Source organism: Pseudogemmobacter lacusdianii (genome assembly GCF_030848395.1).
In the GTDB taxonomy this organism is placed as follows: Bacteria; Pseudomonadota; Alphaproteobacteria; order Rhodobacterales; family Rhodobacteraceae; genus Pseudogemmobacter; species Pseudogemmobacter lacusdianii.
The window spans coordinates 181,615-206,736 of the sequence record NZ_JAVDBT010000007.1 but is presented as its reverse complement, the minus strand read 5'-3'; the positions used below and the strand labels follow the sequence as shown (position 1 = coordinate 206,736).

At 62.2% G+C, this 25,122-nt stretch carries 23 protein-coding genes; 22 read left to right on the top strand and 1 reads right to left on the bottom strand.

Features of this window, described 5'->3' with window-relative positions; translation table 11 throughout:
- Window positions 1-30: 30 nt before the first annotated feature.
- Window positions 31-384, bottom strand: coding sequence for a cupin domain-containing protein (locus Q9295_RS09415; RefSeq protein ID WP_306680293.1), 354 nt, complete (start codon window positions 382-384; stop codon window positions 31-33).
- A gap of 160 nt (window positions 385-544) precedes the next feature.
- Between Q9295_RS09415 and Q9295_RS09410 the strand changes: the two genes are divergently transcribed.
- The 22 genes from Q9295_RS09410 (at window position 545) to Q9295_RS09305 (ending at window position 25,107) form a co-directional block, all read left to right on the top strand.
- Window positions 545-1,123 carry a GNAT family N-acetyltransferase gene (locus Q9295_RS09410; RefSeq protein ID WP_306680292.1) on the top strand — a complete coding sequence of 193 codons (579 nt, stop codon included), beginning with the start codon at window positions 545-547 and terminating at the stop codon, window positions 1,121-1,123.
- 157 nt (window positions 1,124-1,280) lie between these two features.
- Window positions 1,281-3,071, top strand: coding sequence for a glycosyltransferase family 2 protein (locus tag Q9295_RS09405; RefSeq protein WP_306680290.1), 1,791 nt, complete (start codon window positions 1,281-1,283; stop codon window positions 3,069-3,071).
- 44 nt (window positions 3,072-3,115) lie between these two features.
- The gene (locus tag Q9295_RS09400; protein ID WP_306680289.1) at window positions 3,116-3,931 is read left to right on the top strand and encodes a hypothetical protein; all 816 of its coding nucleotides are present in this window, start codon (window positions 3,116-3,118) and stop codon (window positions 3,929-3,931) included.
- Window positions 3,931-4,824 (top strand): GT-B fold glycosyltransferase domain-containing protein, encoded by an 894-nt coding sequence (locus tag Q9295_RS09395; RefSeq protein ID WP_306680288.1) that lies wholly within the window; start codon window positions 3,931-3,933, stop codon window positions 4,822-4,824. The genes Q9295_RS09400 and Q9295_RS09395 overlap by 1 nt, the downstream gene beginning before the upstream one ends.
- 2 nt (window positions 4,825-4,826) lie before the next feature.
- Complete coding sequence (locus tag Q9295_RS09390) at window positions 4,827-5,537, top strand: class I SAM-dependent methyltransferase (protein ID WP_306680287.1); 711 nt, start codon at window positions 4,827-4,829, stop codon at window positions 5,535-5,537.
- The gene (locus Q9295_RS09385; protein WP_306680286.1) at window positions 5,534-6,229 is read left to right on the top strand and encodes an FkbM family methyltransferase; all 696 of its coding nucleotides are present in this window, start codon (window positions 5,534-5,536) and stop codon (window positions 6,227-6,229) included. The genes Q9295_RS09390 and Q9295_RS09385 overlap by 4 nt, the downstream gene beginning before the upstream one ends.
- Before the next feature lie 9 nt (window positions 6,230-6,238).
- On the top strand, window positions 6,239-7,564 hold the full coding sequence (locus Q9295_RS09380; RefSeq protein ID WP_306680285.1) for a DUF1800 domain-containing protein: 1,326 nt from the start codon (window positions 6,239-6,241) through the stop codon (window positions 7,562-7,564).
- Window position 7,565: 1 nt separating this feature from the next.
- On the top strand, window positions 7,566-8,726 hold the full coding sequence (locus Q9295_RS09375) for a DUF1501 domain-containing protein (protein WP_306680284.1): 1,161 nt from the start codon (window positions 7,566-7,568) through the stop codon (window positions 8,724-8,726).
- A gap of 2 nt (window positions 8,727-8,728) precedes the next feature.
- A complete protein-coding gene (locus Q9295_RS09370; protein ID WP_306680283.1) occupies window positions 8,729-10,096 on the top strand; it encodes a hypothetical protein in 1,368 nt (455 codons plus the stop codon).
- Window positions 10,086-12,398, top strand: a complete 2,313-nt coding sequence (locus Q9295_RS09365) for a sulfatase-like hydrolase/transferase (RefSeq protein ID WP_306680282.1) — start codon at window positions 10,086-10,088, stop codon at window positions 12,396-12,398. Before Q9295_RS09370 ends, Q9295_RS09365 begins: the two co-directional genes overlap by 11 nt.
- A gap of 60 nt (window positions 12,399-12,458) precedes the next feature.
- Window positions 12,459-13,088: a 5'-methylthioadenosine/S-adenosylhomocysteine nucleosidase gene (locus tag Q9295_RS09360; protein ID WP_306680281.1), complete on the top strand. Its 630-nt coding sequence runs from the start codon at window positions 12,459-12,461 to the stop codon at window positions 13,086-13,088.
- A gap of 235 nt (window positions 13,089-13,323) precedes the next feature.
- A complete protein-coding gene (locus Q9295_RS09355) occupies window positions 13,324-14,427 on the top strand; it encodes a sulfate/molybdate ABC transporter ATP-binding protein (protein ID WP_306680280.1) in 1,104 nt (367 codons plus the stop codon).
- Window positions 14,424-15,416: a sulfate ABC transporter substrate-binding protein gene (locus tag Q9295_RS09350; protein ID WP_306680279.1), complete on the top strand. Its 993-nt coding sequence runs from the start codon at window positions 14,424-14,426 to the stop codon at window positions 15,414-15,416. The genes Q9295_RS09355 and Q9295_RS09350 overlap by 4 nt, the downstream gene beginning before the upstream one ends.
- On the top strand, window positions 15,413-16,270 hold the full coding sequence (cysT, locus tag Q9295_RS09345) for a sulfate ABC transporter permease subunit CysT (protein ID WP_306680278.1): 858 nt from the start codon (window positions 15,413-15,415) through the stop codon (window positions 16,268-16,270). The genes Q9295_RS09350 and cysT overlap by 4 nt, the downstream gene beginning before the upstream one ends.
- Complete coding sequence (cysW, locus tag Q9295_RS09340; RefSeq protein ID WP_306680276.1) at window positions 16,267-17,100, top strand: sulfate ABC transporter permease subunit CysW; 834 nt, start codon at window positions 16,267-16,269, stop codon at window positions 17,098-17,100. Before cysT ends, cysW begins: the two co-directional genes overlap by 4 nt.
- A 132-nt stretch (window positions 17,101-17,232) precedes the next feature.
- On the top strand, window positions 17,233-18,324 hold the full coding sequence (locus Q9295_RS09335; protein ID WP_306680275.1) for a transporter substrate-binding protein: 1,092 nt from the start codon (window positions 17,233-17,235) through the stop codon (window positions 18,322-18,324).
- A complete protein-coding gene (locus Q9295_RS09330; RefSeq protein ID WP_306680274.1) occupies window positions 18,321-18,923 on the top strand; it encodes an ANTAR domain-containing response regulator in 603 nt (200 codons plus the stop codon). The genes Q9295_RS09335 and Q9295_RS09330 overlap by 4 nt, the downstream gene beginning before the upstream one ends.
- Complete coding sequence (locus Q9295_RS09325) at window positions 18,916-19,797, top strand: ABC transporter permease (RefSeq protein WP_306680273.1); 882 nt, start codon at window positions 18,916-18,918, stop codon at window positions 19,795-19,797. The genes Q9295_RS09330 and Q9295_RS09325 overlap by 8 nt, the downstream gene beginning before the upstream one ends.
- Complete coding sequence (locus tag Q9295_RS09320) at window positions 19,797-20,717, top strand: ABC transporter permease (RefSeq protein ID WP_306680272.1); 921 nt, start codon at window positions 19,797-19,799, stop codon at window positions 20,715-20,717. The genes Q9295_RS09325 and Q9295_RS09320 overlap by 1 nt, the downstream gene beginning before the upstream one ends.
- Before the next feature lie 28 nt (window positions 20,718-20,745).
- Window positions 20,746-22,356, top strand: a complete 1,611-nt coding sequence (locus Q9295_RS09315) for an ABC transporter substrate-binding protein (protein ID WP_306680271.1) — start codon at window positions 20,746-20,748, stop codon at window positions 22,354-22,356.
- 4 nt (window positions 22,357-22,360) lie between these two features.
- Window positions 22,361-23,320, top strand: a complete 960-nt coding sequence (locus Q9295_RS09310; protein WP_306680270.1) for an acetamidase/formamidase family protein — start codon at window positions 22,361-22,363, stop codon at window positions 23,318-23,320.
- On the top strand, window positions 23,317-25,107 hold the full coding sequence (locus Q9295_RS09305; protein WP_306680269.1) for an ABC transporter ATP-binding protein: 1,791 nt from the start codon (window positions 23,317-23,319) through the stop codon (window positions 25,105-25,107). The genes Q9295_RS09310 and Q9295_RS09305 overlap by 4 nt, the downstream gene beginning before the upstream one ends.
- The last annotated feature ends 15 nt before the right edge of the window (window positions 25,108-25,122 follow it).

Here is a 25,122-nt window from a genome sequence, read left to right as displayed (position 1 = left end):
GCCGGACAGCGGACCGCCCGGCGCAAAGGCTTATTTCAGTTTGATCGCGAAGTGCTTTTTCACCGGCGCTTCAATGGTCCAAGTGCCTTTGAACGTCGGTTCGACCACGAAAGCATCCCCCGGGTTCAGCGTCACCGGCGTGCCGCCATCGGGGGTGATGGTGATCCGGCCCTCGATCAGATGCACGAATTCATAGAACTGATAGCTGGCGTGCCAAGTGCCGGTGGTTGCCTCCCAAGTGCCCGAAATCACGCTGCCATCGGCCGAGGTGTGCTGCACCCAATAGCGCATGGTCGGATTGCCCTCGATCTTGGTCCAGCCGGCCAGATCGGCGGTGATCGGCTCGGCGCCGGGGGCGGGGAAGCGGAAAATGGTTTCGGTCATATCAGTCCTCGTGCTGCGAATGCGGTTGGCACTTGGTAGGGGGCGGCGGGCTTGGGTGCAAGCGCGGTGCCAATTTGGGGTGCCAAAGGGGCTGGTGGCAGGGCCGCAAATCGTGGATGACTGCGGCGCGCGCATGGCGTGGGCCGAAAGGGGGACAGGGGTGACGATCCGCAAAGCAAAGGCATCAGATGCCGCAGATCTGGTGCGCTTCATCAATATGGCAGCCGATGATCTGCCGCTGCATTTCTGGCGCAAGAGCGTTGGCCCTGAGGGCGATGCTTGGGCCTTTGGCCAAGAACGCGCGGCGCGTGAGGCTGGAAATTTCTCGTTCAACAATGCGTGGTTGGCCGAGGTTGACGGCAAGGTTGGTGCCTGCCTTCTGGGCTATGCGGCCGAGGAAGAACCCGGCCCGATTGATCCCGACACGCCGGCGATTTTCGTGCCCTTGCTGGAGCTGGAGGCCCTGGCGCCCGGCTCGTGGTATCTCAACGTGCTGGCCACCTATGAGGCTGCGCGCGGCAAGGGTCTTGGCTCGGCTCTGTTGCAAAAGGCCGAAGAGGTCGCCGGTGAAGCGGGCCATAAGATCATCAGCCTGATCGCGGCTGACACCCACCAAGACGCGCTGCGGCTTTACCGCGCCAAGGGCTATACCGAGATCGCACGCCGGGCCGTGGTCAAAGGCGATTGGCGGGTCGAAGCCAATGAGTGGATTCTGTTTACCAAGCCAATCGCGGCATAGGCCGGGACCGTAAAACGCAAAGGGGCTTGCGCTAGGGTGCATCCTGCTGCGACATCAGCTTTCGATGTCAGCTTATGGGTGATGATTTTTCCATCATGGCGATGCAGAGCCTTGTGCAAGACCTAAAGCGCAGCTTGCGCCAAGCTTGGGGGCGATGATGGCAAAGATCGCCCCCAGCTTAAGCCGTGAGGGCCTTGGCCTTGCCCCCTCGCGGCATGGTACCGTTACGGCCGTGTCGATGATGAAGGACGAAGGCCCCTTTCTTCTGGAATGGGTGGCGCATCATCTGACGGTCGGCTTCAACCGGCTGGTGGTTTATACCAACGACTGCTCGGACGGCACGGATACGATGTTGATCCGGCTTGAGGAACTCGGGCTCGCGTATCATCGCCGCAATGTCATTCCGGAAGGCCTGCGCCCACAACCCTCGGCACTGAACCATGCACAAGATGAGCCTTTGGTTGCCGAAAGCGATTGGGTGCTGGTCTTTGACGCCGATGAATTTCTCTGCATCCGCTATGGCGATGGCACGCTGAATGACCTTCTGGACGGGGTGAAGGCCCAAGGCGCCAATGGCATGGTGATCACTTGGCGCATCTTCGGCTCGGGCGGCGTGCATGATTGGTCACGCGCCCCGGTGACCGAGCAATATCTGCGCGCCGCCCCGAAGGAATGGAACAAGGGCTGGGGCGTGAAGACGCTTTTCCAATTTGATCCCGCGCATTGGAAGCTGGGCATCCACCGCCCGAAGATCAAAAACAAATGGCTGGAGAGCGATTTTCCCGACAGCATCAAATGGCTGAACGGTTCGGGGCGGGCGATGGAGGACTACTTCAAGTTCCGCGGCTGGCGCTCGATCACCCGGACGGTGGGCTATGATTGGGCTCAGATCAATCATTACGCGGTGAAGTCGATCGACAGCTACGCGATCCGTAAATTCCGCGGTAATGTGAACTTGAAAAAGGACAAGTATAACGCGGATTATTGGGCTTTGCAGGACCGGAATGAGGTGCAGGATGACGCGATGCTGCGCTACTCGGCCGAGCGGAAGCGGGTGTTTGACCTCTTGCTAAGCGATCCTGAGCTGAACCGACTGCACCATGCTGCATTGGACCGGGCCGAGGCGCGTTTGGCGGAATTCAAGGGCTTACCGGCCTATGATGAGATGGTGGCGGGGTTGAAGGCCGCCTCTCAGGTGCCGATTGATGCGGTGGTGGCCAAGCCCCCGCAGGCGCGTGATCCCGAGAAGATCGCCGCTTTGATGAGCCGGGTGGAAAAGCAATCCAACGAAACCGAGCGCGTCGCGCGCAAGGCCTTGGGGCCGCAGCGCGGCACCGGATTGGCCGAGCCTGCGGCCCAAGGGCTGGCTTCGGGCGTGGAATGGGTGGCGAACCATGAGATCGCCCTGCCTTTGGACCCCGGCCATTTCTCGCCCTCAGGGCTTGAGCAAATTGCAGCGGGGAAGTTTGACCGCGGAGTGGCGCGGATATTGCCGCGTCTGCTGCAAGGCGCTGCACGGCATCTGGAACTGGGCGCGGGTTGCGGTTTTCGCGCGGCAGTGCTGGCGCGGGCACGGCCTGTTCTGCAACAGATCCAGCAAGAAAGCGACCCCGGCAGGGTTAAGCTGATCCGCGCGATCTGGGAACGCAATGGCTTGGAAAAGCAGAACAATCTGACCCTGCGTGCTGGGGCATTGGACCAAGAAGCCCTGCAAGAGTTGATCGAAACCTTCCGCCCCGACAGCCTGCTGATCGCCGATCCTGCGCTGGACCCGCAGATCTTGATGCAAGCCTTGCGGAGCGGCGCTCCGGCCTTGCGGCTGATCCTTGCCGGTCCTGCCATGGCCGAAAGCCAGCGCTGGCAGGCGATCTTCCCAGCCCTTGCCGCCGCCCGCCCCGATGAGACACAACCCGAATTCCTGCTGGCCCAGTTAGCCCGGGCCGATTGAAACCCTTTTCCCGGCGCAAGGCCGGATGCCTATGGGAGCATGACATGACCAACCCGACCCGCCGCCCCGTCGCCTCGCTCTGGATCGGCCCAAGGCTGCATTACATCAACCAATTCTGCCTGCTCTCTCACGTTCAGCAGGGCCATCCGACCACGCTTTACTGCACCGAAGCCGTTGAAAACGTGCCCGAAGGTGTGATCGTGCGCCCGGCGACCGAGATCATGGACATCGATATGGAGATCGTGCGCCAGACCTCGGAAAGCTTTCTGTCGAACGTCTTTCGCTACAAGATGATCCAGAAGACCAATGCGATCTGGATTGATTGCGACGCCTTTTGCCACAAGCCCTTCCCCGATGAGATGGAGCATATCTATGCGGGCCACGGCTTCCGCGGCGCGCTGAATTGCGGCGTTGTCTATATCCCGCAGCAGGGCGCGCTGATCGACGCCTTGCTGGATTACTACGACAACCTGCCCGACGCCCCGGCTTGGTTCAACAAGCAGCAGCGCAAGCGTTTGGACAAACAAGACAGTGCTTTGCCGCAAGCGGTGCGGATCTATAACGCCGAGCGCACCTCCTTTGGCCCGCAAGCCTTCACTTGGTTCGCCCAGCAGACCGGCGATTATGAGCGCGCCCTGTCGCATGACGTGCTTTATCCGGTGCCTTTCCAGCTGAACGATGTGTTCTTTGACCCCTATGGTCGGGTCGAGGGGCATTTCACCGATCAAACCCTGTCGGTGCACCTCTACACCAATGGCACCAAGCCTTGGTGGCGCAAGAATGTGCCGCTGGCGAACTCCTATGCCGCGCGGATGTGCGAACAAACCGGCGTCGATCCGGCAAAGGCTTTGGAGCAGTGATGCCAAAGCCTCGGCTGACCTTCGTCTATATCGTCGAGCCGCCCGATTATCAGACGATGGCCTGCATGCTGCTCGCTTCAATCCGCGAGAACTTTGGGCCTGAGGTGGCAACGATCGGCTATTGCCCCGAGCACCGAATGGCCGAGCTGCACCCCGGAGTGCTAAGGGCGCATGAGATGCTCGGGGCCGAGATCCGTCCGATGCGGACGCTTGGGATGTGGGATGCGCCCTATCCGCATGGCAATAAGATCATTGCGGCGATGCAGCCGCGCGAGAGTGAATTCTCGGCTTTTGTCGACAGCGATGTGCTCTTTTTGCAGCCCAATAGCGCCGAGGCTTTGGTGAAACAGGACCATGTGTCTTGTTCGGTCGCGGCCTCGATGAACTGGGGCGAGCAATCGGTCTGGGAGCGGATCTACGCGCGTTTCGACATGAAGGTGCCGCAAGAACGGGTGCGCCTCATGCGCCGCACAAGGCAAGAGGTGGTGCCCTATTTCAGCGCCGGGCTGGTGGTTTTCCCCGAAGCCACAGGCCAAGCGCAGCGCTTCCCCGATGTCTGGTATGACACCGCCCGACAGCTGGACCGTGACGTAGATTTGCCGCACCGGCGGCCCTATCTGGATCAGATGACCCTGCCTTTGGCGATCCAGCGGGCGGGGCTTGCATGGAACATCCTGCCCGAGGCGCAGCATTACATCCTTGGCGGCCTGATGCGTGGCAAAGCCTTGCCCGAAGATCAGGTGATCCACACCGTGCATTATCGCAACCCCACGGTGCTGCGCGAAGCGGGGCTGATGAACAAGGGCCGCGCGATGATGCGCAAGCATTATGGGGTAAATTTTGTGGGCCGTTTGGCACCTGAAGCCAGCGATCCCGAAGAAGGGCAGGGCTGATTATGGGTGTCTCGCTTTGCCCCGCCACCTTTTTGATGCGGCACCGCCATGCGGCGGCAGGCGCGCAGCGCGGGCTGATCCTTGGCCGCCAGAAGCTGCATCTCAACGGCCGCCGTCTCGCCCGCTTTCTGGCCGAGACCGAGCGCGCCGGATGCCCGATGACCGAGGCCGATATCGTGCAACCCGATGGTTTCACCGAGGCGCTTTTTACCAAACTCGGCTATCCCACGATCGAGGCGATGGATTTCACTGATGCCGAGGGCGCGCAGCATGTGCATGATCTCAACCACCCCGCGCCCGCCCATCTGCATGAGCAATTCGACATCGTGATCGACGGCGGTACCACCGAGCATATCTTCCACATCGGTCAGGCCTTGGATTCTTGTCATGCGATGTTGAAGCCGGGCGGGTTGTTTCTGTCATATGTCTCGGCCGATGGCTGGTTTGGCCATGGGTTTTTCCAGACCGGGCCGGATGTGCCGTGGCGCTATTGGCATCATGCGCGCGGCTATGAGATGCTTGAAGTCTCGCTTGTCTACCGCAAAGCGCCGATGCGGGTGATCCCGGTGGAAGACCCAACCGGCAAGCCGCGCGGCGGAGAGCGCGCCTTGATCGGGCCACATATGCTCTTGACCGCCGCCCGCAAGCCTTTGACCGCAAAACCTTATGCTCCGCCGATCCAAGGACATTACGTCAGGAGTGACGACGCGTGACGGAAGAACAGGCCGCCCCTGAAGCCGCATCGCCCGAGCTTGAAAAGCTGCAAGCGCAGGTCCGGCGCTATAAGCGCAACCTGCGCAAGGCCGAGGCTGAGGGCTTTCTCGCGGGCATCCTTGCTATGCTGAAACCGGGTGATCTGGTGCTCGATTGCGGGGCGAATGTCGGCAAGATCAGCACCCAAATGGCGCGCACCGGCGCGCAGGTGCTGGCCTATGAGCCGGACCCTTACGCCTTTGCCCAACTCAGCGAAGCCTGCGCTGGGCTGGAAAACGTCACCCTGCACAATGCCGCCGTCGGGGCCTCGGGCGGAAAGATCCGGCTGATGCGGGCGCAAAACTTTGCCGAGAACCCTGCGGCGGCCTCGGTCAAAAGCACCATCATCGGCGGCGGTCGTATGATCGAAGAAAGTGACGGGATCGAGGTTGATCTGATCGATTTCCCAGCGCTTCTGCGCCAGTTGACCGCCGATGGCCGCGAGATCGCTTTGATCAAGATGGACATCGAAGGGGCCGAGCTCGACATTCTTGAGGCGCTGGAAGAGCAAGGATTGTTCGAACGGGTGCGTTGCCTTATTGTCGAGACACATGAGCGCAAATTCAAAGACTTGCGGCCGCGCTACCGTGAATTGCGCGCGCGGGTCATGGCTGGACCCTACGCGCAAAGGGTCTTTCTCGACTGGATCTAGGAGCAAAAGGTGCCATCCGGAACGCTGATCGAGAGCATCCGCTTCGGCTATGGCCCCCGTCTTGAGGATGGCATTTTGCCCGCCGCAGGGCTCGATCCCGCGCGGCTCTTGGTCCAGCTGCAAGATCCGCAAAAGCCGATCCCGCGTGAGGGGCTGACGCTGACCCATCGGCTGGCACTTCTGGCCGAGCAACGCGCACTGAGCCAAGCCGCTAAGATGGGCGGGCCGAAGGAAAATCCGGCGCAAAAGGCCTTGCAGGCTTTGATGGCCGAAGAGCTTAACGATTGGGTTTGGGATGCGGTCGTCACCCCGAACGGCTTTGCCGAAAGGCTGGTGAATTTCTGGGCCAACCGGCTGACTGTGGCCTATAAAAAGGGCCCCGGCGTGGGTTTCCTTGGCCCCTACCGCGAAGAGGCGATCCGGCCCTATATCGCGGGGCGTTTTGCCGATATGCTGGAAGCCTCGGCTTGGCATCCGGCGATGCTTGAATACCTCGACCAAGCCGCCTCGGTGGGGCCAAGTTCCGAACTGGGCAAGAAGCGCAAGCGCGGCTTGAATGAGAATTATGCCCGCGAGTTTCTGGAGCTGCACAGCATGGGGCGCGGCTATGATCAGCATGACGTGACCGAGCTGGCCCGGCTTTTTGCGGGCATGGGTTATGATGAAAACGGCCCGGGTCTCGACCTGATGCGGGCCGAGCCTTGGAACAAAAAGATCCTTGGCATGGTCTTTGAGCCGGGCCTTGATGAGATCGCGCGGTTGATCAATTTTGTCGCCCGTCGGCCCGAGACGGCGCAAAGCGTGGCGCAGGCTTTGGCGGTGCATTTCATCGCCGACCAGCCCCCCGCCGATCTGGTCGATGCCATGGCTCAGGCCTATCTTCAGCATGATACCGCGCTGATCCCGGTCTATGAGGTGCTGCTCAATCACCCCGCCGCTGCCGATCCGAAGTTCCAAAAACTGCGCCGCCCGCAGGAATATATGGTGGCGACGATGCGGGTCTTGGGGCTGGGTCTCGACCAGTCCGAGGGCAAGAACCGCTTGCGGGTGGATAAACAGCTGAACACGCTCGGCCAGCCCGCCTTTCGTGCGCCGGACCCCGATGGCTGGCCCGATACGGCCGAGGCTTGGCTTTCAGCCCCCAGCCTTGCGGCGCGGCTCAACTGGGCCGAGATGCTGGGCCGTCGCTACGGGGAGAAGGCCGAACCGGCGGCCCTGGCTGCGATCGCCTTGGGGGCGGAGGCGCGCGAGACCATCCAAGCCGTGGGTCGCGCCGAACAGCGTTGGGAGGGGGTGGCGGTGCTCCTCGGTTCTCCCGGCATGATGCGGAGGTAGAATGGCCGGGATCTTGCTCTCACGGCGCGACTTCCTGATCGGCTGCTCGGCGGCAGCCGCGCCGATCCTGACGCCAATGACCTTCGCGGCGGCTCCGGGCGAGAACCGTTTGGTGGTGATCGTGCTGCGCGGCGCGATGGATGGCTTGGATCTGCTGCGTCCTCTAGGAGACCCGGACTTTGCGCGTTTGCGCCCCAAGCTGGCGCAAAATGCCGAAGAACAATCGCTGCCGCTGAATGGGTTTTTCGGCCTCCATCCGGCCTGCGCGCCGCTGATGCCCTTGTGGCAGGCGGGCGAATTGAGCTTTGCCACCGCCGTCGCCACGCCCTATCGCAGCCGCAGCCATTTCGATGGCCAAGATGCACTGGAAACCGGCTCGGGAGAGGCCTCGGGTGCCGCGACGTTGGCGCGGGATGGCTGGCTCAATCGCGCTTTGCAGGTCACGCCGGGGGCACAGTCCTTGGGCGCGGTCACGGTCGGGGTTGAGCCGATGCTGATCCTTGAAGGCAAGGCGCGGGTGCAGCATTGGTATCCGGTGGCCGATAGCCGGATGTCGCCACAAGGGCTTGATCTCTTGGGCGATCTTTATGACGAATCCCCCGATCTCAGCCCAACCTATGCCGAGGCGCAGCTTTTGCGCGGTGAGACCGAAGCTGCCTCGGGCAACAGTGGCGAGAAGGCCTTGGGCGGCTATGTGGCCGAGCGGCTGCGTGGTGAGGCGCGGATCGCCACCTTCTCCTTCAGCGGGTGGGACACACATCATCGGCAAGAATACCACATGGGCAAGCGCCTTGCCGCCTTTAGCGAAATGCTGCTCTCGCTGCGCGAAGGTTTGGGCGCGGATTGGGCGCGCACCTCTGTGATCGCCTTGACCGAATTTGGCCGCACCGTGGCCGAGAATGGCAGCGGTGGAACCGATCATGGCACCGGCGGGGTGGCTTTGCTGGCCGGGGGCGCGATCCGCGGTGGTCAGATCATGGGCGATTGGCCGGGGCTTGATGAGGCTGATCTGCTCGCCCGCCGCGATCTGATGCCCACGGCGGATGTGCGCGGCTATGCGGGCGCGCTTTTGCATGAGATGTTTGGGCTGGCCCTTTCGGATATTGAGGGGCAAGTCTTTCCGGGGCTCAATCTGCCCCAGACGCTGCAATTGGTGCGCTAAGAATGGCTGAGGATTTGGACCGCGAAGCCCGCAAGGCCCGCCGCCGCGAAAAGCGCGCGGCGGAAGCGGCTTTGCAAACTGCGGGGCTGCAACGGCTTGATCCTTTTGAGCTTCTTGGCGACATCGACGCGTGGAACTTGCGGGCCGAGGACGTTTGGCTGCGCTTTGATGCGCGGTTGGAAGACGGCCCGCGCGCCTATCTGCGCCCCGTTGCGGGGGGCGATACTCTGGCCGATGCGCCGGGCGATCTGATGGCGATCATCGGCCTTGGCAGCCCGCGCCGCGCGGGCTTTAACGCAGGTCCGCCGCGCTTTCGCTACAACATCTTGGCGGCGCGCGATCACATCGGCGCGGTGGGGCTGGAGGGCACCGATGCGGCCCCCCGTACCGCCGCGCTGCAACAGCTGCGCCACCGCAGCCGCGAGGCGCTGATCGCCGATCACCTCTTGGCGCGCCGCTACGACCAGCGCCGCGCCTTGCCGCTGATCGTCACGCGGGTCGAAACCGATGCCGCCTGCTCGATTGCGCGGTTGGGGCAGGGGCCAGCCTTCGCCAATTTCCTGACCGCGCTGGATAATCTTAGCGACGCGGCGGCAAGCCTGAACCGTAAGCCGCAGGTTCTGGCGGTGACGCTTGGCTTTGGCTTTGAGGATCTGACCACCTCGGCCACGGATTTCGCCGCCAGCCTGCGCGGCCTCATGGCGCAGATCACGGCCGCGATGCGCGTGCGTGGTATGCGGCCACCGATCTTCCTGACCGATGCCGAAAGTGGCACCGATCAAAGCGCTGAACATCCGGCTTTGCAGGGGTTCCAAGAGCTTAGCATCAGCCCCGGCCCGCATCATCTGATCCTGACCACGCCTGCTTATGCCGGGGCGCAAGAGGGCTACGGCAGGCTGACCGAGGCGGGGCGCAGCGATCTGGCGGAACTGGACGCTTACGCGCTCGACGCCGCTTTGGCGGGCGAGGATTGGCTTTGCCCGCAGCCTTTGCTGGCGGAATATGACGGTTGTCAGATCCGCGTTACCTTCCGGGCGATGGCGGATCTGGTGATCGATACAGCAGATCCGCACCGCGCTGGGCCCTTGGCAGGATTTGCGCTGCAAGCCGCGCCGGAAGGTTGCGCCCTTCTCAACGTCGCCCTTGCGCCGGATGATCCGCGCGCGCTGATCTTAACCACCTCGGCTCCGCCGATAGGCGCCACTCTGCTCCATGCTTACGGCCTTGCCGCGCAAGGCGATGGCTTGCCGATCAACCGCAGCGCCATGCGTGACACATGGCAGGCGCCAGCGGCTTCGGGGAGCATGCTTAATCGCTGGGCGCTGCCTGCGCGCTTGCCTTTGCATCCGGGGGCGCAGCATGAGCTTTGATCGCGCCAGCATTGCGAATGGCAATATCTGTCTGATCTGGATCGATGATCTGATCGATATCTTCACTTGGCGCGATGCCTTTGGGGTGACGATCCAGACCCCCAACATTGACCGGCTGATGGCGCAGGGCACGCGCTTTGCAAATGCCTATGCCACGATCCCGCTTTGCGCGCCTTGCCGGGCCGAGGTCTCCACCGGGCTTTCACCCTTTGTCACTGGCCTCGTCGATCTCAACCGCTTTTGGCGCGATGCTTTGCCGCCCACAGCCTCATGGGTCTATGACCTGCGCCGGGCGGGGTTTCATTGCTTCACGACCGGCAAGACCGACGCCAATTACAAGCCGATGCCGGAAGACTATCGCCGGGTTCTTTTTCATGAGGATGTGGCGGCGGATGATCGTGGTCGGCGGCGGCATATACATAAATACCTCGACACCGGGCCGGGGATTGAGGGCGTCAATCACCCCAATGATGACGGGGCCTATGACCACACCTTCTATGACCATTCCGTGGCGCAAAATGCGATCGATTTTCTAGGGCGCGCCGACCCGAAGCGCCGCAATCTGATCCAGCTGGGCTTCAAGCATCCGCATTACAATCTGACCTGCCCGGACAGGTTTTATCAGATGTATGATCCGGATCAGATCATCTGGCCGCGCTCGGCGCATCCCGATGACTACCACGGCCCCCAGCCCGGGATGGCGGTCTATGAGATGGCCTATATCGTCAACGGTCGCTGGACGCCCGAGAAGGCGGGGGATGCGGCTTGGCGGCAGGTGGTGCGGGCCTATTTCGCCGCTTGTAGCCATGTCGATCATGAGATCGGGCGGTTTTTGGATGCGTTGCAGGCCTCGGCTTTGGGGCAGAACACCACGGTGATGCTGGTCTCGGACAATGGGTTCAACCTTGGCACCCATGACAGCTTTCATAAGATGAGCCAATGGGATGCGGCGGCGCATGTGCCTTTGGGCCTTTGGCATGCCGGGATGGCGGGCGGGCAGGTGGTGGATTGCCCGGTGTCCTTGCACAATATCCCCAAGACGATCTTGGATCTGGCCGGGCTTCCCGCGCGGCCCGATTGGCCCTCGGGGCAGAGCTTGCTGCCTTTGCTGGATGAAAGCTTCGGCAGCTATGACCGCAGCCAATCGCCACTGACGGCGGTCTTTGGCACGCTTTCGGTGCGCCCCTCGGACCCCGCTTTGCAGCATCTGCGCTACTTCCGCTATCCGAGCGGCGAGGAGCATGTCTACGATCTGGTCCGTGATCCGGGAGAGACCACGAACCTAATCGGTTGCGCAGAGACCCAAGCCCTGCGCAATGAGTTGGTCGCTGCGGCGGCGCGGCTGGGCCTTGATCTTTCAGGGTTGGAAAAGCCTGACTCTGGGCTGAATGCCATGATGGCTATGGATGGTGCGGTGGTGCTGCAAGGCCCTCCGGCGGACAGCCATTTCTGGGCTTACGGGGCCGCTGCCGACCGGCTGCAACCGGCCCCCGGCGGGCAGCATGTGCTTTGGTATCTGGGCGGGCCGGATGGCCATGTTTTGCGGGTGCCTGCGGGGATTGGCACGGTGCGGATCGGCACCGTCACCGCCCGAGATGAGGCCGATGGCGAGACGCCGCGCGCCTTTGAGGTGGTGGCGCATCCCGAAAGCGCGATCCTGTTCGAGGCGTCCGAGCGGGTGCCGGTGCGGGTGAGGGGCAGCCATAAGGGCGACCGGATGTATGGCCCGGTCTATGCCGGGGCGCAGTTCGAGGGCGGTGATGGCGACGATCTTTTGGTGGCGATCTCGAACCGCCGCCATGATGAGCATGCCTTCTACGGCGGGGCAGGCAATGACACGTTGATCGGGGCCGAGGGGCGCGCCACGCTGGATGGTGGCGCGGGCGATGATGTCATCTATGGCGGCACCGGCTTTAACCGGATCTATGGTGGTCCGGGCAATGATCTGATCACCGATGGCGATCGCAGCTCGGTGATCCACACCGGGCCGGGGCGCAATGTCGTCACGGCGGGCGATGGGGCGCATATCTTCCACATCGGCCCCGGTGAGAACACCATCACCGGCGGACCGGGCGGCAACAGCTATCACATCGCCTATGGCGGGATCTGCCGCATCCTTGACTACCGGCCCGAGGATCGGTTGGTCTTGGAGGCTTGGCCGCAAGCGCCAAAGATCGCAGCGGAACCCAAGGGCGTCACCATCACCCTTGGTCTTTCGGCGCTGATCTTAGAGGGCGTCACCGATCTGGACGCGGTTGAGGCAAGCCTCGCCCCCGCGCCTAAAGCCAAGCGTCGGAAGTGAGCTGCGCAGGCTTGCCCAAATCGCGCGGCTCTGTCACCTGCCCCGCAAAGAGGAGTTTTTATGACCTCGCAGCTTGATCTTATTGCCGGAGTGCCGGTGCTTTTCGTCATGGCGGCCGAGGCTGAATATGGCCCCGCCTTGCGCGCGCGCATCACGCCTTTGATGACAGGCATCGGCCCGGTCGAAGGCGCGGTGGTCCTGACCGCAGCTTTGGCGGCGATGGCGGAAAAGCCCCGGCTGGTGGTCTCGCTCGGCTCGGCCGGGTCGCGCGGGCTGCAACAGGCGCAGGTCTACCAGGTCTCGGCCGTGGGCTACCGCGATATGGATGCCTCGGCCTTGGGTTTTGAGAAGGGGCGCACGCCGTTCTTGGACTTGCCCGCGCGGATCGATCTTCCGCACCGCATTCCGGGCGTCCTGACGGCCAGCCTGTCTACCGGGGCCAATATCGTCACCGGCACGGCCTATGACCAGATCGCGGAAGAGATGGTCGATATGGAAACCTTTGCCCATCTGCGCGCCTGCCAGCGCTTTGGCCTGCCGCTGATCGGGCTGCGCGGTATCTCGGATGGTGTGGCCGAGGTACATGAGCTGAAAGATTGGACGCAATATCTGCATGTCATTGACCAGCGGCTGGCCGAGGCGGTGGATGCTTTGGCTGCGGCTTTGGAAAGCGGTGCAATCAGGCTTTGAGGCGGGCAACGCGCCCCTTCTTTCACGCCTGAAAAGCTCAACCCGTTACGCGTGCGCGATAAATGCGAAAGCCGGATTCTGCCGGTGCAAGAGAAGCCTTTTCCGCACCTCTTCTCAATTCAGCCAGTTTTGTAGATTATTATTCTACAAGCGCGCCGCAATTTGCCCAGCCCTTCTATTGCGCCACCGGGGGGCAGGTCATTAGGTTCCCAGTCTAAGGCCTGAAAGAAATCGCATGTCCCTGACCGTTCAAAATCTGACTCGCCGCTTTGGCCAAACCGAGGTTCTTCGGGGCATCGACCTTGAAGTGAAATCGGGTGAGCTGGTGGCGTTGCTGGGGCCCTCGGGCTCGGGCAAGACCACGCTTTTGAAGATCATCGCGGGTCTGGATTGGCCGGATGCGGGCCGTCTGGTGGTGGGCGGCGAGGATTGGCTGGACAAGAAGGCACAAGAGCGCCGCACCGGCTTTGTCTTTCAGCACTACGCTTTATTCCCGCATATGAAGGTGCGCGACAACATCGCCTTTGGCTTGACTGTGATGGACCGCGCGCATCGCCCTGCGCCTGCGACCATCGCCAAGAAGGTCGAGGAACTCCTGCATTTCCTGCAAATCCCGCATTTGGCCGATCGCTACCCGGCCGAGCTTTCGGGCGGTCAGCGTCAGCGCGTCGCCTTGGGTCGGGCTTTGGCGATTGATCCCGCGGTCTTGCTTCTTGATGAACCTTTCGGCGCTTTGGACGCACAGGTGCGCCGCGATCTGCGCCGCTGGCTGCGCGAGGTGCATGACAAGGCTGGCACCACCACGATTTTCGTCACCCATGACCAAGAAGAGGCCTTTGAACTGGCCGATCGCGTCGTGGTGATGGGCGCTGGGCTGATCGAGCAGATCGGCAGCGCGGATCAGATCTATGATCACCCGGCCTCGCCTTTCGTGGCCCGGTTCCTTGGCCTCACGGTCGAGATCCCGGTGACGATGCGCGCCGGTCGGGCCGAGGCTGCTGGCCTTGATACTTCGGCCTTGCCGCGCCGCGCGATGGCGGATGGCCCGGCTACCTTGTTCCTGCGCCCCGCCGATATCACGCTTTTGCCCAGCCCTGAGGGCGCCTTCCGCGTGACCGAGATTGCCACCACCGGCGCTTTGCTGCGGCTGCGCATGGAAGGCCCGGCTGACTGTCAGGCCGAGGCCGAATTGCCGCGCCGCGCGGCTCCGGCTTTGTCCCTTGGGCAAACCGTCACCCTCCGCCCCGAAGTGGGCCATATTTTCCCCGGATCGCCAACCCCGGCGCAGCCTGCGCCCGCTCCGGCCCCTGTATCACTCATCAAGGAGTCCTCCAGATGAAATCCCGTATTTTTGCTGCAGCCATCGCGCTGAGCCTTGCCGGCCCGGTGCTGGCGCAAGACAAAATCCTCAACGTCTCTTACGATGTGGCGCGTGAGCTTTTTGAAGCGATCAACCCCGAGTTCGCTGCGAAATGGAAGGCTGACACCGGCCGCGATGTCACCATCGACCAATCGCATGGCGGCTCGTCCAAGCAGGCCCGCTCGATCTTGGAAGGTCTGGGCGCGGATGTGGTGACCTTCAACCAAGTCACCGATATTGACGTGCTGGCCGATGGTGGTCTGGTCGACCCGAACTGGCGTGACGCCTTTGGCAACAACGCCTCGCCCTATTACTCGCTGCCCGCCTTCTTGGTCCGCAAGGACAACCCCAAAGGCATCGAGGATTGGGATGATCTGGTGGCCGAAGGCGTGCAAGTCGTCTTCCCGAACCCGAAAACCAGCGGCAATGCGCGCTACACCTATCTGGCGGCCTATGCCTATGCTTTGGACGCCAATGCGGGTGACCAAGCCAAGGCGCAAGAGTTTGTGAAAGCGCTCTTTGCCAATGTGCCGGTCTTTGACCAAGGTGGTCGCGCTTCGACCGTGACCTTTGCTGAAAAAGGTATCGGTGACGTGCTGATCACCTTCGAGGCTGAAACCGGTGGCATCGCCAAAGAATATGCCGACCAAGGCTTCGTCCGCGTGACGCCGTCGCTGTCGCTTTACTCGGAATTCCCGGTGGCGATCGTGGCTGAGAACGCCAAGAAAGCCGGCAGCGAGGAAGTGTCGAAAGCCTACCTCGACTTCCTCTATGCGCCCGAAGGCCAAAAAATCCTCGCCGCGCATTTCTACCGCGTGCATGACGAGGCCGCTAAAGCTGAGTTCGCCGCCAACTTCCCGGAAGTCAAACTCGTGAACGTTGACGATGTCTTCGGCGGCTGGGATCAGATCCGCACCGAGCATTTTGCCGAAGGTGCGATCCTCGATCAGGTCTTTGTCAATCAATGACAAGCGCATCGCTTCCCGCTTCGGCCAAAAGGTCGAAGCGGGTCCTTCCCGGATTTGGCCTGACGATGGGCGTGACGCTGACCTATCTCGGCGTCATCGTGCTTTTGCCGGTCATCGCTTTGGTGCTGAAAGGCGCCGAGATTGGCCCGGCGCGCTTTTGGGCGATTGCCACGGCGCCACGCACCTTGGCCGCTTTGCAACTCACGCTGACCGCTGCGGCGATGGCCACGGTGTTCAACGCCATTTACGGCGTGCTGATGGCTTGGGTGCTGGTGCGCTATAACTTTCCCGGCCGGCGTCTGCTGGACGCTTTGGTTGATATTCCTTTCGCGCTGCCCACCGCCGTGGCCGGCCTTGCGCTTTCGGCGCTTTTTGCCGCGAATGGCTGGTATGGCGCGATCCTTGAGCCGATGGGCATTCAGGTGGTCTTTACGATCTGGGGCGTGGCGGCCGCGATGGCCTTCACCTCGATCCCCTTCGTGATCCGCACCGTGCAGCCGGTGCTTGAGGATCTGGATCCGCAATATGAAGAGGCCGCCCGGACATTGGGCGCGCATCCGTTCACCATCTTCCGCCGCGTGGTCTTTCCGGCGATCTTCCCAGCGCTTTTGGTGGGGATCACCCTTTCTTTCGCGCGCTCGCTGGGTGAGTTTGGCGCGGTGATCTTCATCGCGGGCAACCTGCCCTTCAAGACCGAGATCGCCTCGCTTCTCGCGGTGATCCGGCTTGAGGAATATGATTACAACGGCGCGGCGGTGATCGCTTTGACCTTGCTGATCATCGCTTTGGTGCTGCTTGCGATCTCGAACATCTTGCAGGCGCGTGCCCTGCGCTATCGGGGGAAAACCGGATGAGCGTTGTTGCCGCTCCGGGCGCGATGGCCCCACGGGAAAGCCGGTTGGTGCCGCGCCTCTTGATCGGGGCGGCGGTTGCGCTGTCGATGATCTTTGTCGTCGTGCCGATGGCCTTCATCTTCAGCCGCGCCTTTGCCGCTGGTTGGCAGGCCTTTAGCCAAAACATCCTCTCGCCCGACACCTTGCATGCCATCTATCTCACCATGCTGGTCGCGGTGATCGTGGTGCCTTTGAACATCGCTTTCGGCATTGCCGCGGCTTGGGTGGTTGCGCGGTTCAGCTTTCCGGGCCGCAAAACCCTGCTGACTTTGATCGAGATTCCCTTCTCGATCTCGCCGATCATCGCAGGGATTTGCTACCTGCTGCTTTACGGGCGGCAGGGGCTGCTGGGGCCGTACCTTCTGGCCAATGACGTGCAGATCCTTTTCGCTTTGCCCGGCATTGTGCTGGTGACCATGTTCGTCACCTCGCCCTTCGTGATGCGCGAAGTGCTGCCCTTGATGCAGGCGCAAGGCTCCGAGCAAGAGCAGGCCGCGCTCACCTTGGGCGCGAGCGGTTGGCAGGTGTTTCGCCGTGTGACCCTGCCCAATATCCGCTGGGCGCTGCTTTACGGCGCAATTTTGTGCGGCGCGCGGGCGATTGGTGAATTCGGTGGCGTTTCGGTGGTCTCAGGCAATATCCGGGGCCAGACCAACACGCTGCCGCTGCAAATTGATCTGTTGTTCCATGATCTTAACGTTGCAGGCTCTTTCGCGGCTGCCACGACTTTGACGCTTCTGGCTTTGGTCGTTCTGATCGGCAAAACCATCATGGAAAGCCGGCGCGCTTAGGCTTTCCATCAATTCTCTTGACGAACGGCCCAGCGATCCGGTCAGCTAGCCCCATATAGCGGCATTCAGGCCCCGATTCCCGATAAGCGTAGCGTCGCCTGTCGGGGCGGGGCTTTTTTCGTTTGGGGCCTTATGAAGCGGCAGATTGACCTTGGGCTTCTCTACTCCCGCTCGGGCAGCTATGTGCTGATCTCCGAGGCCTGCCGCTTGGGCGTTTTGACCGCGATTGATGAGGTCAATGCCGACCCGGCTTTGGACATCCGCTTCACTCCGGTGGAACGTGATCCCGGCGGCAATCTCGATCTTTACGGCCCGCTTTGCGAAGAGCTTTTGCAAAGCAGCACGGCGCGGCATGTTATTGGCTGCGTCACCTCATCCAGCCGCAAAGAGGTGATCCCAACGCTGGAACGCGCGCGCGCCAGCCTGTGGTATGTGGTGCCCTATGAAGGCTTCGAGGCATCGGACCATGTGGTCTATACCCATGCCTGCCCAAACCAGCATCTGCTGCCGCTTTTGCGTTGGAGCTTTGAGCGTTTCGGCAAAAGCGCCTATCTGACCGGCTCGAACTACATCTGGGGCTGGGAGATGAACCGGCTGGCCCGTGAGCGGATCAGCGAAGCCGGGGGCGAGATTCTGGGTGAACGCTACCTGCCGATCGGCTCAACGGATGTTGAGCGGATGATCGCGGAAATCCGCGCCACGCGGCCCAATTTCATCCTCAACAATCTGATCGGCCAAACGCAATATACCTTCCTTAGGGCCTATGCCGCCTTGGGGCAGCTGGACCCGCATTTCACCGCGCAAAGCTGCCCGGTGCTGTCGTGCAACCTCACCGAATGTGAACTGCCAGCGATTGGCGAGGCCGCCGAAGGGTTGATCGCCGCTGGCCCCTATTTCCGCGCCACCCAAGGCCAGCCGACAAAGGGGCGCTTTGGTTCATCGCATGAGGCTTCGGGCTATGCGGCGGTCTGGATGTTGGCGCGGCTTCTCAACGGCCGTCCGGGGGCCGAGCAACTGCCGATCTCTTCGCTGCTCACGCCCGAAGCGGCGGCGCAGATCCGCGTGGATCGGCACACCCATCACACCGCTTTGCCAGCGCTGATCGGGCAGGTGCGGGCCGGTCAGTTTGAGGTGATCGCAGATTTTGGAAGGGTCGATGCCGATCCTTGGCTGACCCAAGCTCGGTCCGAGGCAGGTCAACCAAAGCTGCGGGTGGTGCCATGAAGCGCCGGGTCCGCAGCCAGAACTTGGGCGGCGCGCGCGCAATGATGCTGCATCGCCCGCATCCCACCGTGCAGGCTTTGGAGCGGCAATTGACCGCGATTGGCCTGCAAGTTGAGCCCTGCTGGCCCGATTTGCCGCCTTCGGTGATGACGGCGGATTTTGTCTTCTTCGACGCCGATTACGGCCATGACAGCCAGTTTCCATGGGAGGCCGGAGAGGCACCGATGCCCTTGATCGCCCTTATCGGCAGCGAGGCGCCGGGGCGCATCGAATGGGCGCTGAATGCCGGCGCGGATGCGCAACTTGTGAAGCCCATCGGCGGCAGCGGCGTCTTCTCGGCACTTTTGACCGCGCGGGCGGCTTTTGATGCAAGGCAGGCTTTGGCGGCCGAGATCGCCTCTTTGCGCCAGCGGCTCGACCAGAGGCAAACCGTGGTGCGGGCGGTGGGAATGTTGATCGGGCTTGGGAAGTCCGAGGATGAGGCCTATGCCCAGCTGCGCGCCATGGCGATGGCTTGGCGGATCAGCTTTGAGGCCGCGGCCGAGCGGGTGGTGGCAGCGCAACGACCCCCGCGCGCCGAAGGGGGCCGTGATGAGTGATCTGACCGTCCTTCCCGCGCCCCCGAACACGACCCTGCGCCGGTTGATGCGCCGCAAGCTCGCGGTGCTAGGGCTGGCGATCATTGCCTTGGTGGTGCTTGGCGCGGTCTTCGCGCCGCTGATCGCGCCCTATGCGCCGCAAGAACAGCATTTTGACGGGCTGACGCTGGAGGGCGCACCCCTGCCGCCCAATGCGACCTATCTGATGGGCACCGATCTTCTGGGCCGCGATCTTCTCAGCCGGATGCTTTACGGCGCGCAAACCTCGCTGGTGATTGGCGTTCTGGCCAATGGTATCGCTTTGGCGATTGGCACTTTGGTCGGCGTTACCGCGGGCTTTTTCCGCGGCTGGATCGGCAGCGCCTTGATGCGGCTGACCGATCTGATGATGGCCTTTCCCGCACTTTTGCTGGCGATCTGCCTTGCGGCGATCTTCTCGCCCTCGCTTTGGATCGTGGTGATGGTGATCGCTTTGGTCAATTGGGTGCAGACCGCGCGGGTGATCTACACCGAGACCACGGCGCTTGCCGAGCGCGAGTTCATCGCCGCCGAGCGGGTTTTGGGCGCGAGCACCGGACGGATCCTCTTCAAACATATCCTGCCGCATCTGGTGCCGACGGTGATCGTCTGGGGCACGCTGGGCATCTCAACCACCGTGCTTTTGGAGGCGACGCTCTCCTTCCTTGGCGTTGGCGTGCAGCCCCCCACCCCAAGCTGGGGCAATATCATCTTCGAGAACCAAACTTATTTCCAAGCCGCCCCTTGGCTGGTCTTCATCCCCGGTGCCGCCATCGTGCTTCTGGCCCTTGCCTTCAATCTGGTTGGAGACGCTTTGCGCGAAGTGCTGGACCCAACGCAAAGAGGGCGCAGCTGATGGCCTCTTATATTCTGCGCCGCTTGGTCCAATCTGCGCTGATCCTGCTGGGCGTCAGCTTCATCACCTTCGTGCTGCTTTTCGTCCTGCCCGCCGATCCGGTGCGCCAGATCGCGGGCCGCGCCGCCACTGCGGCAACGGTTGAGAATATCCGCCAGCAGCTCGGCCTCGATCAGTCTTTCATCGTGCAATACGGCCGCTACCTCGCGAACCTTTTGCAAGGCGATCTGGGCCGCAGCTATCTGCAAAAGACCGATGTGGCCGAGCTGATCTGGTCGCGGCTTCCCGCCTCGCTTCTTTTGATGCTGGCCGGGATCGGGGCTGAGCTGGCGATTGGCCTGACGCTTGGCGTGGTGGCCGCGCTTTGGAAGGGCAAGGCGCTGGACCAAGGGCTGATGGTCGGCAGCTTCGTCGCCGTCTCGGCCCCGCAATTCGTGGTCGGGCTGCTGCTTCTTTACGTCTTCGCGGTGAAGCTTGGCTGGTTCCCGATTGGCGGCTACGGCACCGCCGCGCATCTGGTCCTTCCCGCCGTCACTTTGGGCATCCTCGGCTCGGGCTGGTACAGCCGGATGATGCGCTCTTCGATGATCGAGGTATTGCGCGCCGATTACATTCGCACCGCCCGCGCCAAGGGTTTGGGCCGCGCGCGGGTGATCCTGCGCCATGCTTTGCCAAATGCCGTGCTGCCGATCATTGCGATGATTGGCATCGATATCGGCATCTTCATGGGCGGCATTGTCGTGGTGGAATCGGTCTTTGGCTGGCCCGGCATTGGTCAGCTGGCTTGGCAGGCGATCCAGCGTGTCGACATCCCGATCATCATGGGCGTCACCCTCGTCTCCGCTGCTTTCATCGTGCTCGGCAACTTGCTTGCCGATCTGGTCGCCCCGCTGATCGACCCCCGCATTCGTCTTCGCTGAACATAAAAAAACCAACGGGAGAGATAAAATGAAACATTGGCTTGCCTCCACTGCTCTGGCGCTCTGCCTTGCCACCCCAACCCTTGCACAAGACTATACGCCGGACCCGAATGCCAAAGCGGGCGGGGATATTATCATCACCTATAAGGATGATGTGGCGACGCTGGACCCGGCGATTGGATATGACTGGCAGAACTGGTCGATGATCAAATCGCTGTTTGATGGGCTGATGGATTACGTCCCCGGCACCACGACGCTGCGCCCAGGTCTGGCCGAAAGCTATACTTTGTCCGAGGATGGGCTGGTTTATACGTTCAAGCTGCGTGCTGGTGTGAAATTCCACAACGGGCGTGAGATGACGGCCGAGGATGTGAAATACTCGCTCGACCGCGTGGTGAACCCCGAGACGCAATCGCCGGGCGCGGGCTTCTTCGGCTCGATCGCTGGGTTTGAGGCGGCGGGGCCTGAGGGGCTGTCCGGTGTGAAAGTGATCGATCCCTTGACGGTTGAGATCACCCTTTCGCGCCCCGATGCCACCTTCCTGCATGTCATGGCGCTCAACTTCTCTTACGTCGTGGCGAAAGAGGCGGTTGAAGAGCATGGCGCTGATTTCGGCAAGAACCCGGTTGGCACGGGGGCCTATTCTTTGGCCGAATGGACCATCGGTCAGCGGCTCGTCTTCCAAAAGAACCCCGACTTCTGGACGCCGGGGGTGCCTTATCTCGACAGCATCACGGTTGAGGTTGGCCAAGAGCCAGTTGTGGCCCTCCTTCGCCTGCAAAACGGTGAGGTGGATGTGCCCGGCGACGGTATTCCGCCTGCCAAATTCGTCGAGGTGATGGGCGATCCCGATCAAGCCGCGCGGGTGGTCGAAGGCGGTCAGCTCCACACCGGCTATATCACGATGAACGTCACCCAAGCGCCCTTCGACAAGGTCGAGGTGCGCAAAGCCGTAAATATGGCGCTGAACAAAGACCGGATTGTTCAGATCATCAATGGCCGCGCCGTGCCGGCAAACCAGCCGCTGCCGCCTTCGATGCCGGGCTATGCGGCGGATTATAAAGGCTATGCCTATGATCCCGAAGGCGCAAAAGCGCTTCTGGCCGAAGCCGGCTACGCCGATGGTTTTGAGACCGAGCTTTATGTGATGAACACCGACCCCAACCCGCGGATCGCCCAAGCGATCCAACAGGATCTGGCGGCGATTGGCATCACGGCGAGCCTGCAAAACTTGGCGCAGGCCAATGTGATTGAGGCAGGTGGCGCTGGCACCGCGCCGATGATCTGGTCGGGCGGCATGGGCTGGATCGCGGACTTCCCCGATCCGTCCAACTTCTACGGCCCGATCTTGGGCTGCGCTGGTGCGGCCGAAGGCGGCTGGAACTGGTCGAAATACTGCAATGAGGCCTTGGATGCAGAAGCGATCAAAGCCGACAGCTTCAAAGACCCCAATGACCCCGCCCGCCTTGCGATGTGGTCCGAGATCTATGTGAAGATCATGGAGGACGCGCCTTGGGCTCCGGTCTTCAACGAGCAACGCTACACGATGAAATCGCCCCGCATGGGCGGCGATGATGCGCTGTATGTCGATCCGGTGTCGATCCCGATCAACTACGATTATGTCTATGTGACCGAGTAAGCTCATGTGCAAAGCCTGCAATTACACCATTCACGGCGCGCAACATCACTTCGGCTGGGACAATGCTTTGACCCCAGCCGAATGGGTGGAGCCGGGATCGACGATCCTGTTTCACTGCCATGATTCCTCGGCGGGCCAACTTGGCCCGTCGTCCAAGCTCGCGGATGTGACGGCGCTGGATTTCGCCCGGATCAATCCGGTCTCGGGGCCCATCTTCATCGATGGGGCCGAGCCGGGGGATGCGCTGAAGGTCACCATCGAAAGCTTCACCCCGCAGGCGCAGAACGGGCGCGGCTGGGGCTGGACGGCGAATATTCCCGGCTTTGGTTTGTTGTCCGATCAGTTCAAGGACCCGGCGCTGATCGTCTGGGATTTCGATCCCGCGACGCTGGAGCCCGCGCTTTGGTCCTCCCAAGCGCGGATTCCGCTGAAACCCTTTGCCGGAACGATTGGCTGCGCTCCGGCCGAGGCGGGGCATCATTCGGTGGTGCCGCCGCGCCGGGTGGGGGGCAATCTCGACATCCGGGATCTGGCTGCTGGCACAGTGCTTTACCTGCCGGTTGAGGTGGGTGGCGCGCTTTTCAGCGTGGGCGACACCCATGCTGCCCAAGGCGATGGTGAGGTCTGCGGCACCGCCATCGAAAGCCCGATGGACGTGGTGCTGACCTTGGATCTGGTGAAGGGCGCAAATCTTAAGATGCCGCGCTTCACCACACCCGGCCCGGTGACCCGGCATCTTGATGCCAAGGGCTATGAGGTCACCACCGGCATCGGCCCAGACCTGATGAGCGGGGCGCGCGATGCGGTTTCGGGCATGGTCGACCATCTTTGCGCCACGCGCGGCATCTCGGCGGTCGAGGCCTATATGCTCTGTTCGACCTGCGGCGATCTGCGGATCTCCGAGATCGTTGATATGCCGAATTGGGTGGTCAGCTTCTACTTCCCGCGCGCTGTCTTCGAATGAGCGCGAATGACAAAACGGCGGGCGCTGCGGTGCCCGCCCTTCCTCAGTCTGTGCTGTCGGTTCAGGGACTTACAGTCTCGGTGCCGGGGCAGGATTTGGTCAAGGCGCTGTCCTTTGACCTCGCCAAGGGCGAAACTCTGGCCATCGCGGGCGAGAGTGGTTCAGGCAAGTCGATCACCTCTCTGACGGTGATGGGGCTTTTGCCGCCGCAGGTGCAGGTCACGTCGGGCGCGGTGCAGCTTGAAGGCCGCGATCTTCTGACCCTGCCCGAGGCGCAGATGCGCCAGATCCGCGGCGGGCGGATCGCGATGATCTTCCAAGAGCCGATGACCAGCCTTAACCCGGTGATGACCATCGGCGCGCAATTGATCGAGGCGATCACCGCGCATGAGGCCTTGCCCCGCGCCGAAGCGCGCGCCCGGGCGCTTGAGGCTCTGACGGCGGTGCGGATCTCGCAGCCCGAGCGGCGCTTGCGGCAATATCCGCATGAGCTTTCGGGCGGCATGCGCCAGCGGGTAATGATCGCCATGGCCTTGGCACTGAAGCCTGATGTGCTGATCTGTGATGAGCCGACGACGGCATTGGATGTGACGGTGCAGCGCGAGGTCTTGGACCTTCTGCACGATTTGCAGCGCCAGATGGGCACCGCTTTGATCCTGATCACCCATGATATGGGCGTGGTGGCCGAGATGGCGGATCGGGTTATCATCCTGCGGCATGGCCAAATGGTGGAAGAGGGGGCCGTCGCCCAAATCTTCCACGCGCCACAAGCGCAATACACCAAGGATTTGCTGGCCGCCGTGCCGAAGATGGGCAAAGGCGAAGGCGCTGAGCTTCAAATATCGGTCGAGCCTCCCATTGCGCGGCTGACAGATGTGCAGGTGCGCTTCGACCTGCGCGGTGGGCTTTTGCAGCGTGTCACCCACCGCGTGCATGCGGTCGAGGGGGTAAGTTTCGACATACGCGCCGGTGAGACCTTTGCCTTGGTCGGCGAATCCGGTTGCGGCAAGTCGACCATCGCCAAAGCCTTGGTCGGGCTGGTGCCGCATCAGGGCCGGATCGAGGTGGGGGGCCAAGCGCTGAACGCACTCAGCACGGCCGAGCGACGACGCCTGACCCGCGATCTGCAAATGGTGTTCCAAGATCCAATGGCGGCTTTGGACCCGCGCATGACGGTGGGCGATCTGGTGGCCGAGCCTTTGCTGATCCACGGGCTTGGCACTCCGCAGGAACGCGCCGCCCGTGTGGCCGAGCTTTTCGCCCAAGTCGGCCTGCCGCCCGAGGCGATGCAGCGCTACCCGCATGAATTCAGCGGCGGTCAGCGGCAAAGGATCTGCATCGCGCGGGCCTTGGCGCTGCGGCCGAAACTTATCATTTGCGACGAAAGTGTCTCGGCGCTGGATGTCTCGGTGCAGGCGCGGGTGCTGGCATTGCTGGGCGATCTTAAGCGCGATCTGGGGCTCTCATTCCTGTTTATCAGCCATGATATGGCGGTGGTTGAGAATATCTGTGACCGGGTGGCGGTGATGTATCTGGGCCAGATCGTCGAGACTGGCAGCCGCGCGCAGGTCTTTGGTAACCCCCAGCACCCCTATACCCGCCGCTTGATGGAAGCTGTGCCGGTGCCCGATCCTGCGCATCGCCGCCCACCGCTGCCCCGGCTGACGGGCGAGGTGCCAAGCCCGATCCATCCGGTTGGGCAGGGGCCGCAAAGGGTGCTGCTTGAAGACATTGGCGGCGGCCATCTGGTGGCGCGGGCTGATGCGCAATCCCAAGCGGCGGCTTAAATCCAACAGGCTGAA

Bases quoted from the DNA above. Each gene is read 5' to 3' on its own strand.
- Q9295_RS09390 (WP_306680287.1), top strand. From the start codon at position 4,827: ATGGGTGTCTCGCTTTGCCCCGCCACCTTTTTGATGCGGCACCGCCAT.
- Q9295_RS09400 (WP_306680289.1), top strand. From the start codon at position 3,116: ATGACCAACCCGACCCGCCGCCCCGTCGCCTCGCTCTGGATCGGCCCA.
- Q9295_RS09325 (WP_306680273.1), top strand. From the start codon at position 18,916: ATGAGTGATCTGACCGTCCTTCCCGCGCCCCCGAACACGACCCTGCGC.
- Q9295_RS09415 (WP_306680293.1), bottom strand. From the start codon at position 384: ATGACCGAAACCATTTTCCGCTTCCCCGCCCCCGGCGCCGAGCCGATC.
- cysW (WP_306680276.1), top strand. From the start codon at position 16,267: ATGAGCGTTGTTGCCGCTCCGGGCGCGATGGCCCCACGGGAAAGCCGG.
- Q9295_RS09335 (WP_306680275.1), top strand. From the start codon at position 17,233: ATGAAGCGGCAGATTGACCTTGGGCTTCTCTACTCCCGCTCGGGCAGC.
- Q9295_RS09375 (WP_306680284.1), top strand. From the start codon at position 7,566: ATGGCCGGGATCTTGCTCTCACGGCGCGACTTCCTGATCGGCTGCTCG.
- Q9295_RS09395 (WP_306680288.1), top strand. From the start codon at position 3,931: ATGCCAAAGCCTCGGCTGACCTTCGTCTATATCGTCGAGCCGCCCGAT.
- Q9295_RS09315 (WP_306680271.1), top strand. From the start codon at position 20,746: ATGAAACATTGGCTTGCCTCCACTGCTCTGGCGCTCTGCCTTGCCACC.
- Q9295_RS09405 (WP_306680290.1), top strand. From the start codon at position 1,281: ATGGCAAAGATCGCCCCCAGCTTAAGCCGTGAGGGCCTTGGCCTTGCC.
- Q9295_RS09365 (WP_306680282.1), top strand. From the start codon at position 10,086: ATGAGCTTTGATCGCGCCAGCATTGCGAATGGCAATATCTGTCTGATC.
- Q9295_RS09360 (WP_306680281.1), top strand. From the start codon at position 12,459: ATGACCTCGCAGCTTGATCTTATTGCCGGAGTGCCGGTGCTTTTCGTC.
- Q9295_RS09350 (WP_306680279.1), top strand. From the start codon at position 14,424: ATGAAATCCCGTATTTTTGCTGCAGCCATCGCGCTGAGCCTTGCCGGC.
- Q9295_RS09330 (WP_306680274.1), top strand. From the start codon at position 18,321: ATGAAGCGCCGGGTCCGCAGCCAGAACTTGGGCGGCGCGCGCGCAATG.
- cysT (WP_306680278.1), top strand. From the start codon at position 15,413: ATGACAAGCGCATCGCTTCCCGCTTCGGCCAAAAGGTCGAAGCGGGTC.
- Q9295_RS09305 (WP_306680269.1), top strand. From the start codon at position 23,317: ATGAGCGCGAATGACAAAACGGCGGGCGCTGCGGTGCCCGCCCTTCCT.
- Q9295_RS09310 (WP_306680270.1), top strand. From the start codon at position 22,361: ATGTGCAAAGCCTGCAATTACACCATTCACGGCGCGCAACATCACTTC.
- Q9295_RS09355 (WP_306680280.1), top strand. From the start codon at position 13,324: ATGTCCCTGACCGTTCAAAATCTGACTCGCCGCTTTGGCCAAACCGAG.
- Q9295_RS09320 (WP_306680272.1), top strand. From the start codon at position 19,797: ATGGCCTCTTATATTCTGCGCCGCTTGGTCCAATCTGCGCTGATCCTG.
- Q9295_RS09370 (WP_306680283.1), top strand. From the start codon at position 8,729: ATGGCTGAGGATTTGGACCGCGAAGCCCGCAAGGCCCGCCGCCGCGAA.